We start from the raw sequence: 15,096 nt of genomic DNA on the forward strand, positions 1-15,096 counted from the left end.
GCTGAATGTGCGCTCCGTCGTCCGCCCGGGAAATTTGCCGTTCTCTGGCTCCGGGCCCATTGTCATCCTTTGTCGGGCAGGGCGAACACATAGATGGCGCTATGGCCGCGAACCGTTTTCAACTTGGGAACGTCGGCAAGGACGTTGGCGGTCCCGGTCAGGCCATCTCCCGTAAGTACGGCAATGTACTGTTTGCCGTCGATCGCGTAGCTGATCGTGCTCGCAACGATCATCCCGCCGAGCGGCATCTCCCAGAGAACCTTTCCGCTGTCGGAATCGATCGCGTGCAAGCGGCGGTTGAGATCGCCCCAGAACAGGAGATCGCCGCCGGTTGCAAGCGCCGATCCATTGCCTGGCCAGGCCTGCGAGAGAATTCGGGTCATTTCGCCGGTCGCAAGATCGATCTTCATGATCCCGGCATAAGCGTTTTCGTCGACGCCGGGCCGCCTGATGCCCGTGCGCGGTCCCGCGCCCGTCGGTGACTTGTTGTTGGCCGTCATGTCGAGGCAAGCGTCCTGAAACGGGACGTAAAGCGCATTGCGGCCGGGGTCGTAACTTGTCGCCCACCAACTTCGCGTATTGAACGAGCAAATGATGCTGCGATCGCCGTCCTTGCCCAACATGGCGTCGACATTGATCTGGGTGCGGCCGGTCGCGACGTCGATCGACTGCAATGTGTGGTGCGGCATATCGAGCGGAAATGGCTGCGCCCACAGAAACCGGCCGTTCTCGCGATCGAGCACGAAGATATCTCCGGCTTCAGCGACCTCGACGACGACATCGTGCTCCTCGCCCTTGGGTACAGTGGGGTTGATCCACTTCACGAACTTTGGGTCTGGCGACACTTTGGTGCGTAGCAATGTCCGTTCGTGGATGTGATCGGAGTCCCAATCGTCGCCGGGCAGATGCTGGTAGTACCAGCTGAGTTTGCCGGTATCGACGTCGAGAGCAACCGTTGAATTGCTGTAGAGCTCTGACGGCGCCGTGAAAGACACCGCGTCGGTGCTGCCGTGCCGTTTGAGCCGAGTGTAGGGGGTGGGGTTGGCGATCGCCCAATACGTGATCTTTCGTTTCGGATCGTAGGACCCGGGGAGTCCCCAAGACGATGCAACGCGCTGCTGGTCCGGCAGATTGCCCCAGCTGTCGGCGCCCGGCTCTTCGGACGCCGGCGTGGTGTAGAACCTCCACAGTTCCTTGCCCGATCCGGCATCGTGTGCCGCGAGGAAGCAGCCGGCGCGAATCCTGCAGGCCCGGTTGCTGATCAGCTTGCCATCCGCCACCATCAGACCGCCGGTGTGCTCGGTGCCGTCGGCGTAGTCATGCGCCTTGGTCTCCCATCGGACCTTTCCGGAGCGGGCATCGAGCGCGACGAGATAGCCGTCGGGCGCAGCGAAATAGACGAGATCCTCGAATATCGCGAGATTCTTCGACCGCGAGAACGATGCCGGGGGAATTGTCTTCAGCATGTCCTTTGGGTAGGTCCGCCAATACTCCCAGATGAGGTCGCCATTCCTGCCGTCGAGCGCCTGAACGCCGCCGCCGGGCGCGATGAGATAGATCACACCTTGATGAACGAGCGGGGTCGATTCCTGCGTGCCCTGCGGAAGACCACGCACCCAGGCCACGCGCAACTCGCCGACATTGCTGCGATTGATCTGGTTGAGCGGGCTGAACCGCTGTTCGTCATAGGTACGGTTGATCATCAACCAGTCGGCCGGATCGGGGTCGGCAAGTGTTTCCGAGGTCACCGGCTTGAAATCGTCGGCTTGGGCGGCGCCGCCGACTGCAACGGCACAAAGGGGTAGCGTGATGAGAGCTGCGATGAAGCGAAACACGGCATTCCTCCAGTTTTGTCGAGACCCATTCAGGCAATGCCACTTCGTTTGCTTTAATCCCGACCGTTGCATGTTACATTCGGCAGCATCTGACGATCCGGTGAAGCATCCTGCGGAGCGAGATCACATGAACCGTTCTTGCTTAATCGCCATCGTCGCGCTCCCTGCGATCACCAGCTCGGTTGCATTCGCGCAGCACGGTTCTGTGAGCGAGAACGGTCGCCGCCTCTACGACGCGCACTGCGCGCAATGCCACGGAGAGCGCCTGCAAAATGCAGGAATTTCCTTCGATCTGCGCACACTGAACGGCAACGAGCGCGATCGGTTTGAAATCTCCGTATTGGACGGCAAGGGCACACAGATGCCGCCCTGGCGCGGAACGCTGGGAACGATCGAGATCGAGCAATTGTGGGCTTACATCCGGGAGAATGCCCAGGACTGACGTTGATCTGACACATGATGGGCTGCCGTGCTCAACTCCGCATCCGTCGTATCACCACCGCGCTGTTGGTGCCGCCCAACGCGCTGTTCATCGAGATCACGGCGTTCTGCCGCAGGGCGCGCGGCGCTCCCATCACGAAGTCGAAGTTATCGAAGTGACGGTCAGGCTGGTCGAGATTGAGGATGGGGGGCACGAGATCATGCTGCATGCCCAGGATCGAGCAGATGACTTCGATCGCGCCGGCAGCACCGCAGAGATGGCCGATCGCCGGCTTGGAGCTGGTAATCGCAATCCGACCTCGAGCGCCGGCGCCAAAAACCCGATCCATCGCCATGCACTCGACCTGGTCGTTCAGTTTGGTTCCCGATCCATGGGGATTGATGCTGTCGGGCAGGGCCTCGAGCCTGGCATCGGACAGCGCCAGCTCCAGGGCGCGCGCGACGCCCCGACCTGCTGAATCCGGCGCGCTGAATGACGTCCCGTCTGCCGACGCGCCAAACCCGGCGATCTCGGCGATCGGTTTCGCGCCGCGCTTTTCCGCGTGAACCAGGCTTTCGAGGACCAGCACCGCAGCGCCTTCGCCAGCCACAAATCCATCGCGTTTGGCGTCGAACGGGCGGCAACCTTTTTTGCCAAGAACACGCAGTGCCTTGAGGCCCTCCAGCAGGAAGGGCGTTAGCGCTTCCGTTGCGGCGACAACAGCGACAGACCCGAGACCTGCGCGAAGATGATCGAGCGCCTGTCCGATCGCCATCGCGGACGAGGTGCACCCTGTGCTGATCGTGGTGACATTCGTCCGTTCGGCGACCGACGGCCAGATATCGGCCCCGAGTTGCCAGAGACCGGGCTCGGTCGGGGCGCCACTCATGTGCGCCCGCCACCAGGTATCGATGTTGCCGTGGATCGATGCGACAAAGACGGAGAGCTCGGCCAGAGGCAGCGGCAGCAACGCCGCGCGCAAGGCCTCGTCGACCGCGGTTCTTATGAAGTGGTCGGCGCGCGCCGGCGCATCGTCCGGCGCATCGGCGACATGGCCGGAGAGGCTGGCTTCGCCGTCGAGCTCGGCGAAGAGTTGCTGAGGCCGGACGCAGCTATGGCCTGCCAGCAAACCATTCCTGAGCGCGTCGACGCCGTAGCCGAATCCGGTAACCGTGCCGATGCCGGTAACGACGATCGTTGGTCGATCCTGTTGATGAGACATTGCATATGCCGTGTTTAGGCAACCTTTTCCTGTTCCTGCAGGGTACGCTCGTCCTGCGCTCGCAGAAGAAAGTCGACGATCAGGTTGAGGGAACGAAAGCTGGTGAAGAAATCCTCATCGGCTATGGTGACCTCGAATTCACGCTCGATCGCCACCGCGATTGCCAGGGCATCAACGGAATCGAGACCTAATCCGGTCCCGAACAGGGCCGTATCGTCGGCGATCTCATCCGCCTTCAACCGCAATGGCAGGCGATAGATCAGCGTTTGTTTCAAATGATGCATGAGCGCGGCCCGATGCTTGGCGATGCGCTCCGCCTCGCTCCTGGTTATCTTGGTCATTGAGACGCTCCACCTTGTCGTTACTCGGGAATTCGTCCGGAGCGCCAGGCGCAGCCATGCTGCCTGGCTGCCGGAAGTTCGATCCATGTCATCTTGCGTACGCCTTTGCGGCCGGCTCTGAGTCTGCCGGGAACTCGCCGAATATCCAGGCGAACTCCGCCGGCATTCGCACCAACATCTGCCCGGCGGGGTTGATGATCACCGACGCGGTGTTTCCCTCAGCGAGACGGCGCCCCGTTTTGGCGTTGAGCACCTTGTAGCCAAACATCAACTTGGCGACGTTCGTCCTGCGTGGGACTACCGTTATGTCGAGCTCGTCGCCGTAACGGGCGGGCGAGACGTGGTGGCATGAAGTGTCGACGACCAGGAATCGATAGCCGGCTTCTTCGAGACTGTCGCTGCCGATGGCGCGTCCCCGTGCGACGATTTCCTGGAAATGCCCGGACCATTTGTAGCGTTTGCGCGTCGCGTCCTCCGCCCACGCACGGAACGCTGCGTCCCTCGCTTCGTGAAACCAGATCAGGAAGTTGGCGTGGTAGACTATCCCGGCCTTGTCGGTCTCCGCATAGCGGACGCGGAGTCGGTGCACGATGGCACGGTTGGTCAACCATTCCTCGTCATTCATGGCTGGCTCCCGGGCATGAACTTGGCGTTGGCAAAGCTCTGCTGGTTCGCCACGATCCAATCACTGAGCGTCTCGACGCAGCTCCGCCGATTCCCGGTAACGGGGAAGGGAAGATCGGCGCCGGCCTTCCAGGTCGAGAGTGCCAAGCCGTTGTCGGCAGCCGCACCTCGCTGTAGCGCCAACACCAACAGTTGAGCATGCTCGGGCAGCCCTTCCTTCCGCGTTGTTTGTGATGGTACGTGCCAACATCCTGCAATCGCCAGATCACAGCGGCCGACCGCCAGCATCGTGACGCTGTTGTTGACGGCTGCGATCCCGACTTCATCCTCGCCGGACACGGTGACGGTCGGTCCAAGCAGTTGAAAGCAGATGCTGGCGGCGGCGGTTGCGGTCGATGGCATCGCGTAGGTATAGGTAAGGGGTTCTACCCTCTTTCTCTTCACGCTTTCGAAGAATGCCTCATAGCTACAGAGCGAGCCGAAGGCGCTCCCGATCACGAGAGCGGTCCGAGATTTGTCGAAGCCGTCATTGCTGTCGCCGCCCGCAGCAGAAATCCGCTTCAGGATGCGCTTGACGCCGAGCAGGACGAGCCTGGAATCCGGATTGAGGCGATAGCCCTGCTGCCAGTCAACCTCGGTTGCATAGGCGAGATCGACATCGGCGAGACTTTCGTCGATGCTGACGACGTCTGCGATACGGACGCCCATGGCCGCACCCGATAGCGCTTGGCTATGCCCGGCGCGGTCGACCGTGCCGGTGACCCGCGAGGCGGCCTCCCTCAAGGCAGTCTCCTCGGGGATGCCAGTGGCTTCCCTGGCGATGGTTGGTGTTCCAGTCATTGCAATACGCTTCCCGTCATTTCCTCGACGGCATGGCACGCGGTATCGAAATCCGCGACGGTGGACGTGGTAAGGCAGCGGAGTGGCGACTGATTGCGGAGAGCCAGACCCTTCAACGTGCGGCCGGGGCCGGCTTCGATCATGATGTCACAGCCGTGCTCCGCGATCGTAGTGACACACTTGGCCCAATTGACCGGCGACAGCATGTGCTCGCGCAGCTCGGCACGTACGGCCGCCGCGGTGCAGATCGGCGCGGCGGACGAGCTGGCGAGCAGCGGTATCTTCGGATCTCGGAACGTGGTTGCCGCGATCCTCGGAGCCAGTCCCGAGGCCGCCATCGACATGAGCGGGGAGTGCGCGGGCCCGGGAACGTTGAGCCAGCGGCAAAGCGCGCCCTGTTGGTCGAGCACCTTTTTCAATTGCCAGAGGGCGGGCTTCAATCCCGAGACGACACTTTGCGAGGAAGCATTGAAGTTCGAGATCCAGACATCGGCGCCAATCTCGGCGATTGCCGCTTCAACGACGTTCCGCGCGACGACATCTATGGCCATCATGCCGCCGTTCACGGCTTCGTTGTTTCGCTGCATCAATTGGCCGCGTTCGACGATCAACGCGAGCGCGGAGGAGAAGTCAATCGACCCGGCTACGGTGATGGCGGTGAATTGACCCATGCTGTGCCCGGCAACCAGTGACGGGCTGAAGCCGCGTTCCGCCAGAAGCGAAGCGATGGCGACGCTCATCGTGAAGACCACCGGCTGGGCGACGCGCGCTTCCGCCAACGCATTCGGGGGGCCCTTGGCCATCAGCTGGCGCAAGTCGGTGTCCAGCCGGTTGCTCGCCATCTGGAACAGCTCGCGCACGAGACCGAAGGACTGAAGATAGTCTTCGGCCATGCCGGTGAACTCGGTCCCCTGGCCCGGGAAGACGACTGCCACCGCCGGAGACGATGCGATCGGCGGGCGTGATCCGGTGGCAAACTGGTCCATGATGACCTCCGCTCAGCTGGTGTATGTGCTTCTTGTGATCACCATCGGCGCCGCGACGGCCCGCGCGATCGTCCTTCGCTCTCCGCCTACGACATCGTACGAGACGCCGACCCAGCCGAGGTCCGCATCGACATAGGCAAGGCTGATGTCGGCGTTGCGTGTCGGCGAATGCTCGACCCGGGCGATGATGCCGACCTTCTCGCCCTCGATCGAGAGCGGGTCGCCATCTCGCGCAGCGCCGGCGTCGGCCAACTCGATCATGACCGATCGCCGCTGAATGGAAGACTTCAGTTGCTCGAGAACGGGGCCGCCGATCAGGTTCTTCTTGCGGAAGTTGACCATCCAGTGAAGGCCGGCTTCGAGGACGTTGGCGCCCGCCGTGATGTCGCGGTGAATCAGCGACCGCACCTCCAGGAACATGAGGGGGAGGGCGGCTGGATCGCCGGCAATCATCCCGACGGCCTGTCCGGCCGCCTCGAGCCTTCGCCGCAGTTCGTCGGCTCCGGCATTCGGTACCAGGAAGCGATATTCGTATTCCCCCGTAAAGCCCGCGCGGAACAGTTCGCAGCCGAGCCTCCGGTTGTTCTCGAAGCTCAGGAACGACAATCCCAGAATATCTTCGCCGGCTGCCTCGACGGTAACGTCCTGGGCGAGCGGGCCAATGACCGACAGGTATCCATGCGACCCGCGCAGGTCCTCGATCGTCACGTTGTAGTCGGCAAGACAACCGGTGAGGTGTGTGAGCAGCGCCTCGGCGCGCTCTGCCTCGCCGACAAGCAGGAATTCGCCGTCACCCTTGAAGATAGATGCTACGGCGATGAGAGTTGCGTCAGGCTGGATGACGAGGCCAACCAGGCCGTGGAACGGATGCAGGGCATCGAGGTCGACGGAGACGAAATCGTTCAGCTTGCGCCAATCGGGGCCGGAGACGCGAATTCGTGCATCAGCGGCGTTGTCGAACAGGGCGACGGCCGTGCGGGCCGCTGTATAAGTCTCAAGCATTGAACGTCCCCTGCTCCGGCTGCCGCTTGATGATGAAATCGGCAAGTCTGCTGATGGAGTGGAGCTCGGCGATGTCGGCTTCCGTAACCGGCACACCGAATTCGGTCTCGACGGCAACTGCGATTTCCAGTGCGTCCACGGAATCCAGCCCGAGCCCGGTCTCGAAAAGCGGTGCGTCATTGGTGATCTGATCCGGATCGATCCGCAACGAGAGACGCTGGATCAGTATCCGCTTCAGCGCGTCGGATAGTGCCATGTGACGGGATCCGTTCTCGTTCGATGCGCCTTCGTGCCTCTCGATCATCTGCAGCTCCTGCTTTGCTTTTGAATCCGAAAGTGGTTTGCGCGATAGCATGTGTCCGCGACTTCGCGGCATTCGGGTCTAATCGACGCTCATGGCAGCAATTGATCCTTGCGACGTGCACGTCGTGTAGAGGTCTCGGAGCGATTCCCGGGGCAGCTTGCCGACCGCATCCCGGGGCAGATTGTCGACGATGAGAAGTGGTCGCGGCAAGAACAGCGGATAGATGTGCGTCCGCAGGTGTGCGATCACCGCATCTTTCGTGGCGCCGTCGCGGAGGACTACAAATGCAACGAGCCGCACCACGTCGGTGTCTTCGTGGTGATCCGGTACCCAGAAGCAGCCGTCGCGAACGCCGGGCGCGCTGAGCAGCGCGGCGTTGAGGGCGCCCAACGAGGTTCGCTTTCCGGCGACCTTCACCATGTCGGCCGATCGGCCCAGCACCCGGAATTGCCGCGGCGATGATAACTCAAGAACGTCATTGAGCAGTTCAGGCCTGGAAAGATCGACGCAGTCGAGTTGGGCGCGGCCGTCCGCACGCTGGGTCAGCAATCGCCCCGGGATGCATTCCCAGAGGTCGGACTCACCGGGCATCTGGCGTGATGCGATGGTGCCGGTCTCTGTGCTGCCGTAGATGTCGGTCATCGCAACGCCGAAGCACTGCTTGGCGTGTGCCGCCAATGAGGGGCCCAGCGGGCTCGTCGCGGAGAACACTCTTGTGACCTTTTCCGTACGAAGACCCGTCTCGGCGAAAGCGTTCAGATGGAGCGGCGTGGTTATCAGCCAGATCGGAAGGTCGGATTGCTGAAGCTCCTTCGCCAGAACGGCTGGCAGTGTGATGCGGCTTGTTGGCGCTTCAAGTCCAAGAAGCCGCGGCCAGAAGAAGCCGTACATGTATCCGTACATATGCTCGAATGGCAGCGTAGTCAGGATTCGAACCTGCTCTCCCGTCGTGCGAAACAACCTGTCGAGCGACCTCGCCTCACCAGCAAAATTCTGAAAAGTCTTGTGAACGAGCTGAGCGTGCCCGGTGGACCCTGAAGTGAAGAGCACGGCGACCAGCGTTCCCGGGGCCGTCTCGGCCGGAATGGATCGATGCGTCGGGAGATCGGCAACTGAAATCCTCTTGTAGCCGGCCAGCCCCGGGTCATCCGGATGATCGGTATAGACCGTAACCTGATCGCAATGTCGGGCTGCCTCGTTGAGAAGGTCGTGGTCCTGATCGGGAATGAGCAGGCTGCACTGTCCGCTGTGGAGCGCATGCAGGTGAGCTCGGACAAAGGCGGCCGGAGACCGGGTAAATATTGCTGCAGTCGTCTTCAAGTGAAGCCCCATAACCCTGTTCCGAAAGCTGTGACGGCTCGTCACTTCGGCGCACGATGTGATCTGAGGTGGCGTCGATAGACGCAGGATCGCAATCTCTCGAAAGCGCGTCAACGTCGCGAAGAGGCGAAAGCTGATGTCGATGAATGTTCGAGATGCGCGGGGTATCGTCTTCGTCGCGATGAAAATGCCGTCATACGCGCCGTAGACTGCGCAACATGATGGTGGCGTCAGATCATCCCGCCATTCACGCCGATGACCTGCCTCGTGATGTAGGAGGCTTCATCTGAAACTAGGAATGCGACGAGCGCGGCGACCTCATCCGGATGTCCGATCCGCTTCATAGGAACAGATTTGACGAGTTCGTCGAGATCGGCATCCTTGAGTGCCTCGGTATCGATCGGACCGGGGGCAACGCAATTGACCGTAATGGCGCGCGTGGCAAGCTCGGCAGCCAGGGCCTTGGTGGCGCCGATGATGCCTGCCTTGGCAGCGCTGTAGTTGACCTGGCCGCGGATCCCGAGAATGCCGGAAACGGAACTCAACGTGACGATCCGTCCCCCCTGCCTCAATCGAATCATCGGCATGATGAGCGGATGCAGGACGTTGAAGAAGCCGCCCAGATTGGCCGAGATGACATCGTCCCAGTCGTCATCCGTCAGCGCGGGAAAGCTTCTGTCCCGGATGAAGCCGGCGTTGGTGACGACGCCGTAGTAGGCGCCGTTGCGCTCAATGTTCGCGGACAAGGCCGCAGAAGCTGCCGTGCGGTCGCCAATATCGAAGCAAACAAGATCCGCAGTACCACCGCATGTGCGAATGACATCGACGACGGCTTCCGCGTCCTCGACGCGCTGACGGCAATGCACGGTCACTGAGAATCCGTCGGCGGCCAGCCGCGCCGCGATGGCCCGGCCGATCCCCCGGCTTGCACCTGTAACGAGAATGCGACGCGCTGTTACCAATGGAGGATCTCTCTGCTTTTTTGGCGACGGCACGCACAGTGAGTGTATTGGCGCGCGCCTCGTCGCTTTCCTCGTTACGCTCCTCCGATAGGGGCGGAGTGCAATCCACTCGAATGCCACCAAGTCGGGTCTGTGGCGATCCGGCTTCTCGTTGCACAAAAACGCAGCGATTGCGCATTTGGCGTGGTCGAGTGTCATCCCATCGCGCTAGCGCTCACCACCCGAAACGTCTCGGCCGGCGGCGGGTGCCCGGTAGAGGGCCTTGGCGTTGTTCGCCATGATCTTTCGGTAGCTCTCGGAAACGTCAGGATCGAAGTCGCGGGCTGGTCGGGGTTCCAGGCTGAAATGGTGATATCGATCCTGTCCCCGCACCAGGGTCGCGCTGTCTTCGCCGAGCGTCTGCTTGATGCTGGTCGGTATATATCGAACGGCGAGGCCGACCCGCCTGTGCTCGGACGCGTTGGGCGGCGAATTATGGACGAGCCGGCAGTGATGCAGGGACATCTCGCCAGCCTTCAGAGATATCGTGTCGCTTTTTGCCTTGTCGACATCGACCATGATTTCCTGTCCGCGTGACAGAAGGTTGTCGGCGCCAAACGTCTCCCGATGAGGCAGCTGGTCCAGGACGTGCGATCCCGGAATGAACTGCATGGCGCCATTCGCTTCCACGCTATCAGTAAGAGCGATCCAGGCAGTGACGACGTCGGCACTGCTCAGCCCGAAATAGGTGGAATCCTGATGCCACGTCACGTGCGCGGGCGTTCGGCCCTCCTTGATGAAGAAATTGGCGTTCCAGCATAGGATGTCCTCGCCGATCAGGTCCTCGACAGCATCGAGAATTCGTGGATTGCGCACCAGCTCCGCCAGCCACGTCAGTTGCAGGTACGGCTTGTGCGGGATGGACTGCCTGCCGCCTGCAGCGTTGAGTGCCTGTAGACCGTCGAGCTGGGTGCGATACTCGTTCACGTCGTCGTCCGACAGGACCCTGATCGGATAGATGCAACCGGTCTGGTTGTATCGCTCAATTTGAACTTGAGTCAGCGTCTTCGCCATCGTCAGCCTCATGAAGTTGACCGTGAGAAGCGGCGTTATATCTCATGACACGAGTGTCGCCGTGCGCGAAGAATATCGAGTCCCGATCGATGGGCCAACACATGGCGGCCGATGATCGTGGTCGCGCGTTGCTGACGATCTCCATGCGCTGATGACGAGTGATCATTCTTCAGGACACAATCGGTCGAGCCAGCGTCGATAGGCTGCTGCACGCGTGTTGACGTGCTCTTCCGTCAGTCCGAAGCGGTCGAGCGCGTAGTTGTGCCGGTAACGCGGCGCGGTGTTGGTGCGTGCCAGATAGGCCTGGCAGCGATCGTTCCAGTCCTGCGTATATTCATGGCGCATGGCTTCGGCAATTCGGCGCACGGTTTGAACCGGATCTGCGACGAGATCGTCAAACCGCACGTGTAGAAATCGGGCGGTCTGGCAGGATTGTTCGGTCGCCATCAGCCGGTTCATGCCGTTGACGAATACGTCCAGGGCCAGCTCGCCGAGTTCGGCATCGGCGCCCCCATGGACGAAGCCGGAGCCGACCCTCTGGTACAAGCTGCACAGGGAGGGCACCGCGCAAAGCGGATCTCTGTGCAGGCAAATGATTGTCGCATGCGGGAAGGTATGGAGCAGGGCCGGCAGGGCGTGCAGGTGCGACATCGATTTGCTGAGCCAATATCCGCCCTGGCGAAATAATTGAAGCCGCTGAATTTGCAGTCGGTATCGCGCCATCAGCTCGTGCTGCTGGTCCGCTTTCAACCCCTTGAGCCATTCCCAGTAAGGCAGCGCGACGTGCTGGAGGGCATAGTGAGTTCCATGGCTCACGATCCAATGACATTCATCGGGCTGATCTGCGACCAGGGGGTGTATCTTCAGGACTTCCGGCGTCCATTTTTCCACCAATTCGATGCGCTCGCGTGCAGCCTGAATGCGTGCGTCGCAATCCGTCTTGTCGCGACCCGGTGGCGGGCTTGGGCTCCACAGCTCCCAAAGCGCCGGCGCGTGGGCGCGTTCGTCCTGAGCCATGAGATTGTGCAGAAATGTGCTGCCAGCTCGGCCGAAGTTTACGATGAAGACCGGGCCGATGATTGGAACGTCTTCGATCTCCGGAAATTGCGCGAGGTCCCGCTCCAGCTGAAGCTCCGCGGCGAGGCGTATGGAGAATTCCTCTCTCAACATTTCCACGCCGCGGGCATCGTAGCGTCGCGAATTATTCACGGAGTCGATGAGGCGTTGCCATCCCTCCATCACGATCGCGCCGCCGACGCCCAGGCCGCTCAGTTTCGTCCGTCGCTGCGCGGTCTGCATCAATCGATCGAACTTCAGCGTTTCTTTCATGGCGAATACCGGCTCGCAGCGTTTCCGGGAATTGGCTCGGCGCATTGTAAACGCGCGTTGATGGTTCTGCCACCGCGGAGGTGACGAGATCGTGGTCGCGTCGCGTTTCACGGGTCAATGCTCTGTTGGAGTCGCGCGGGGCGCGGCGAGTGAACGCTTTCCGCCGGCGACGGCGCTATCTATACTTGTCTTGCTCTCAATGTTGATCGCGTCCAGATGATCACGAAGGCGTTGCAGACACATGGCCGCGATCGATGCAGGTCGACTGTTATCAGCATCAGCAGCGCTGAACGAAGGTGGCGTCATGAACGTAGTTCCAGGGAAAGAGCCCGGACCGGCAGCAAATATCATCTGGGTTGCCTCCTACCCAAAATCCGGCAATACTTGGGTGCGGGTCTTCCTCCACAATTTGCTCAGGGAATTGTCTGGCGACGTCGAGGGCGTCCAGGACATCAATCATCTGTATCAGCATTCGCTGCGCGAAAACGCGGTTGCGTTCTTCGAGCAAAAGCTCGGAAAACGCGCTGCGGAAGCGACAGAAGTGGAGATTGCGAAAGCCCGGCCTGAAGTTCATCGTTGGTTGGCCGGCATCAAAAGAGAGCCGGTGTTCGTCAAGACGCATCTGCAGTTCTGCAACGATCATCTCCATCCGACGATCAACCTCGAAGTCACGCTGGCGGCGATTCTGGTGGTACGAAACCCGTTGGACGTGGTCATCTCGATGGCGCACCATTCCGCATTACCGATCGAAGACGCGATCCGACAAATGGCGACCCCGGACATGAGGTGGCGGCCGCATGTGCAAAGGGTTCATGAAGTGCTCGGGAGCTGGAGCCAGAGTGTCGCGAGCTGGCTCAGTCTCACCGATCGCCCGGTCTATATGATGCGTTACGAGGATATGCTGGAGGATCCGAAGCAGAGCTTTGCAGGGCTTGCGCGGTTTCTGCGGTTGGCGCCAAGCGATGGGCAGTTGCAGCGGGCCATTGCCAAGTCGTCGTTCGCCGTGCTGCAAAAGCAGGAAGTCGCGTGCGGCTTCATCGAGCGGCCGGAAAGCTCCCAGCAGTTTTTTCGAGAAGGCCGCGCCGGGCAATGGCGTGAGGTTCTGTCCGGGAAGCAGATTGAGGAGATCTGCACCGTTCATGCATCCATGATGCAGCGTTGCGGCTATCTGCAGCCCGATTGCGGCAGTCCGGTGCTTCTCGCGACGCCGGCGGCGCGGCAGGAATAGGTCGCCGGAATTGCAGGCGTCATTCGCCGGTCTGCAGCAGCGTACCGTTGCGTCGGGCTGCGTCCATCAACTTCGCAAATCCCGTTGCCCCGACGATGAACAGAACCAGGTTCAGCGCAAAGGCCTCGATCATGAGGTCGGCCCGAAACTGATGGTCAATCAACAGCGCCCGCATGCCTTCGAAAACATATGTCGGCGGTAGCATCCAGGCCGCAGTCTGGAGCCAGGAGGGCAATACCGCCACGGGATAGAAGACGCATGCCAATGGCATGAACAGGGTCATGACGGTCCAGGCAAGACTTTCCGCGCCGAGGCCGTTGCGCAGGATGGCGCCGGACACAAGGATGCCGACCGCCCAACTGGTCAGGATAAGATTCATGAAGAATGCCGCCAGCGCGATCCCCATTCCATAGACGTTGAAACCAAAGACGACGTTCGCGACGATGCTGACCGGCACGATGCCGATGGCAAGCCGGATGAGACTCATGATCATCATGGCGATGGCGAGCTCGACCGGCCGGAGCGGGCTGATCAGCAGATTGGCAAGATTGCGGGACCACGTCTCCTCGAGGAATGAGATGGAGAAGCCGAGTTGCCCACGAAACAGGATGTCCCACAACAGCATCGCACCGATGAACGTTCCGCCGGCCTGAGCAAAGTACCCGGCCTTTTGGCCGATGTAGGTCTGCACGAAGCCCCACATCAGCATATTGACGGCCGGCCAGTACACCAGTTCGGCCAATCGTGGCCACGATCCGCGCATGACGTAGGAGTACCGACCGACCATCGCGGCAATCCGGCGCAAGGAATCGGTGTAATCGGAGAGGGCGGTTTGCATGCTGTCTCTCATGGCTGTCTCTCGGTCAAAGAACGGGTTCACGTATGCCCGAACTGCCGCGGGCAACATCGAGGAAGACCTCTTCGAGCGTCAGGCGGCCATAGCGCTGCAGCAGCCGCGCCGGCGTCCCGTCATCCTCGATCTGACCTTTCTTCATGATGATGACGCGCTCGCAGAGGCGCTCGACCTCGTTCATGTTGTGAGATGCGAGCAGGATGGTTGCGCCGGACTCCGAGCGGTACCGTTCCAGCCTTGCGCGTACCCAGTCGGCGGTGTCGGGATCGAGCGAGGCCGTCGGTTCGTCGAGCAGCAACACCTTCGGCTGATTGATGAGGGCCTTGGCCAGCGATACCCGTGTCTTCTGTCCGGAGGATAGCCTGCCTGTCGGTCGATCGAGCAGGTCGTGAATGTCGAACTCCCGCGCCAACACGCCGATCCGATCGGCGAGGTCGTCGACGCAATAGAGGCGGCCGAACACCATGAGGTTCTGGCGAACGGTGAGCCGCATGGGCAAGTCGATATAGGGGCTGACGAAGTTCATGTGCTTCAGCGCGCGGAATCGTTCGCGCTGCATATCGGCTCCTAGCACGCGTACCTCGCCGGAAGTGGGCGTGAGAAGGCCCATGATCATGGCTATGGTGGTGGTTTTTCCTGCGCCGTTGCCGCCCAGAAGGCCGGTGAGCGAATCGGCCGGCAGCGTGAAGCTGATGCCGTCGACGGCCGGGCGGCCCTGGTAGAGTTTCACAAGCCGCTCGGCGGCAATGGCAGGCTGGGTCATTGCGGTACCAATT

16 protein-coding genes are annotated in these 15,096 nt (G+C 61.1%); 2 read left to right on the forward strand and 14 right to left on the reverse strand.

The features are described from left to right. Positions 1 to 62 precede the first annotated feature (62 nt). Entirely contained in the window at positions 63 to 1,835 is a 1,773-nt protein-coding gene (locus JQ591_RS33130) for a pyrroloquinoline quinone-dependent dehydrogenase (protein WP_211400168.1), read from the reverse strand. 127 nt (positions 1,836 to 1,962) lie between these two features. Here JQ591_RS33130 and JQ591_RS33135 point away from each other — a divergent pair, with 127 nt between their 5' ends. Next, on the forward strand, positions 1,963 to 2,277 hold the full coding sequence (locus JQ591_RS33135; RefSeq protein ID WP_211400169.1) for a c-type cytochrome: 315 nt from the start codon (positions 1,963 to 1,965) through the stop codon (positions 2,275 to 2,277). A 31-nt stretch (positions 2,278 to 2,308) separates the two neighbouring features. Here JQ591_RS33135 and JQ591_RS33140 read toward each other — a convergent pair whose 3' ends face one another. The 11 genes from JQ591_RS33140 to JQ591_RS33190 all read right to left on the reverse strand — a co-directional run bounded on the left by JQ591_RS33140 (position 2,309) and on the right by JQ591_RS33190 (position 12,239). Further along, a complete protein-coding gene (locus tag JQ591_RS33140) occupies positions 2,309 to 3,478 on the reverse strand; it encodes a beta-ketoacyl-[acyl-carrier-protein] synthase family protein (RefSeq protein WP_211400170.1) in 1,170 nt (389 codons plus the stop codon). A 14-nt stretch (positions 3,479 to 3,492) separates the two neighbouring features. Then, positions 3,493 to 3,819, reverse strand: coding sequence for a phosphopantetheine-binding protein (locus tag JQ591_RS33145; protein WP_211400171.1), 327 nt, complete (start codon positions 3,817 to 3,819; stop codon positions 3,493 to 3,495). An 88-nt stretch (positions 3,820 to 3,907) separates the two neighbouring features. Continuing rightward, positions 3,908 to 4,444: an acyl-CoA thioesterase gene (locus JQ591_RS33150; protein WP_211400172.1), complete on the reverse strand. Its 537-nt coding sequence runs from the start codon at positions 4,442 to 4,444 to the stop codon at positions 3,908 to 3,910. Continuing rightward, a complete protein-coding gene (locus JQ591_RS33155; protein WP_211400173.1) occupies positions 4,441 to 5,283 on the reverse strand; it encodes a beta-ketoacyl synthase N-terminal-like domain-containing protein in 843 nt (280 codons plus the stop codon). The genes JQ591_RS33150 and JQ591_RS33155 overlap by 4 nt, the downstream gene beginning before the upstream one ends. After that, positions 5,280 to 6,269 carry an ACP S-malonyltransferase gene (locus JQ591_RS33160; protein WP_211400174.1) on the reverse strand — a complete coding sequence of 330 codons (990 nt, stop codon included), beginning with the start codon at positions 6,267 to 6,269 and terminating at the stop codon, positions 5,280 to 5,282. The genes JQ591_RS33155 and JQ591_RS33160 overlap by 4 nt, the downstream gene beginning before the upstream one ends. Before the next feature lie 12 nt (positions 6,270 to 6,281). Beyond that, positions 6,282 to 7,271: an aminomethyltransferase family protein gene (locus JQ591_RS33165; RefSeq protein WP_211400175.1), complete on the reverse strand. Its 990-nt coding sequence runs from the start codon at positions 7,269 to 7,271 to the stop codon at positions 6,282 to 6,284. Then, positions 7,264 to 7,575, reverse strand: a complete 312-nt coding sequence (locus JQ591_RS33170) for an acyl carrier protein (RefSeq protein ID WP_211400176.1) — start codon at positions 7,573 to 7,575, stop codon at positions 7,264 to 7,266. The genes JQ591_RS33165 and JQ591_RS33170 overlap by 8 nt, the downstream gene beginning before the upstream one ends. A 78-nt stretch (positions 7,576 to 7,653) precedes the next feature. Continuing rightward, positions 7,654 to 8,895, reverse strand: coding sequence for an AMP-binding protein (locus JQ591_RS33175; RefSeq protein ID WP_211400177.1), 1,242 nt, complete (start codon positions 8,893 to 8,895; stop codon positions 7,654 to 7,656). A gap of 230 nt (positions 8,896 to 9,125) precedes the next feature. Continuing rightward, complete coding sequence (locus tag JQ591_RS33180; RefSeq protein ID WP_249137974.1) at positions 9,126 to 9,857, reverse strand: 3-ketoacyl-ACP reductase FabG2; 732 nt, start codon at positions 9,855 to 9,857, stop codon at positions 9,126 to 9,128. Positions 9,858 to 10,064: 207 nt separating this feature from the next. Next, a complete protein-coding gene (locus JQ591_RS33185; RefSeq protein WP_211400179.1) occupies positions 10,065 to 10,910 on the reverse strand; it encodes a phytanoyl-CoA dioxygenase family protein in 846 nt (281 codons plus the stop codon). A gap of 162 nt (positions 10,911 to 11,072) precedes the next feature. Beyond that, entirely contained in the window at positions 11,073 to 12,239 is a 1,167-nt protein-coding gene (locus JQ591_RS33190) for a sulfotransferase family protein (protein ID WP_211400180.1), read from the reverse strand. A 241-nt stretch (positions 12,240 to 12,480) separates the two neighbouring features. On the opposite strand from JQ591_RS33190, the gene JQ591_RS33195 reads away from it, so the two are divergent. Further along, positions 12,481 to 13,467 (forward strand): sulfotransferase domain-containing protein, encoded by a 987-nt coding sequence (locus JQ591_RS33195; protein ID WP_211400181.1) that lies wholly within the window; start codon positions 12,481 to 12,483, stop codon positions 13,465 to 13,467. 19 nt (positions 13,468 to 13,486) lie between these two features. On the opposite strand, the gene JQ591_RS33200 is transcribed toward JQ591_RS33195, so the two are convergent. Continuing rightward, positions 13,487 to 14,317, reverse strand: coding sequence for an ABC transporter permease (locus JQ591_RS33200; protein ID WP_249137975.1), 831 nt, complete (start codon positions 14,315 to 14,317; stop codon positions 13,487 to 13,489). A gap of 13 nt (positions 14,318 to 14,330) precedes the next feature. After that, on the reverse strand, positions 14,331 to 15,083 hold the full coding sequence (locus JQ591_RS33205) for an ABC transporter ATP-binding protein (RefSeq protein ID WP_211400182.1): 753 nt from the start codon (positions 15,081 to 15,083) through the stop codon (positions 14,331 to 14,333). Between the last annotated feature and the right edge of the window lie 13 nt (positions 15,084 to 15,096).

This window comes from Bradyrhizobium canariense (assembly GCF_018130465.1).
Lineage (GTDB): Bacteria > Pseudomonadota > Alphaproteobacteria > Rhizobiales > Xanthobacteraceae > Bradyrhizobium > Bradyrhizobium canariense_C.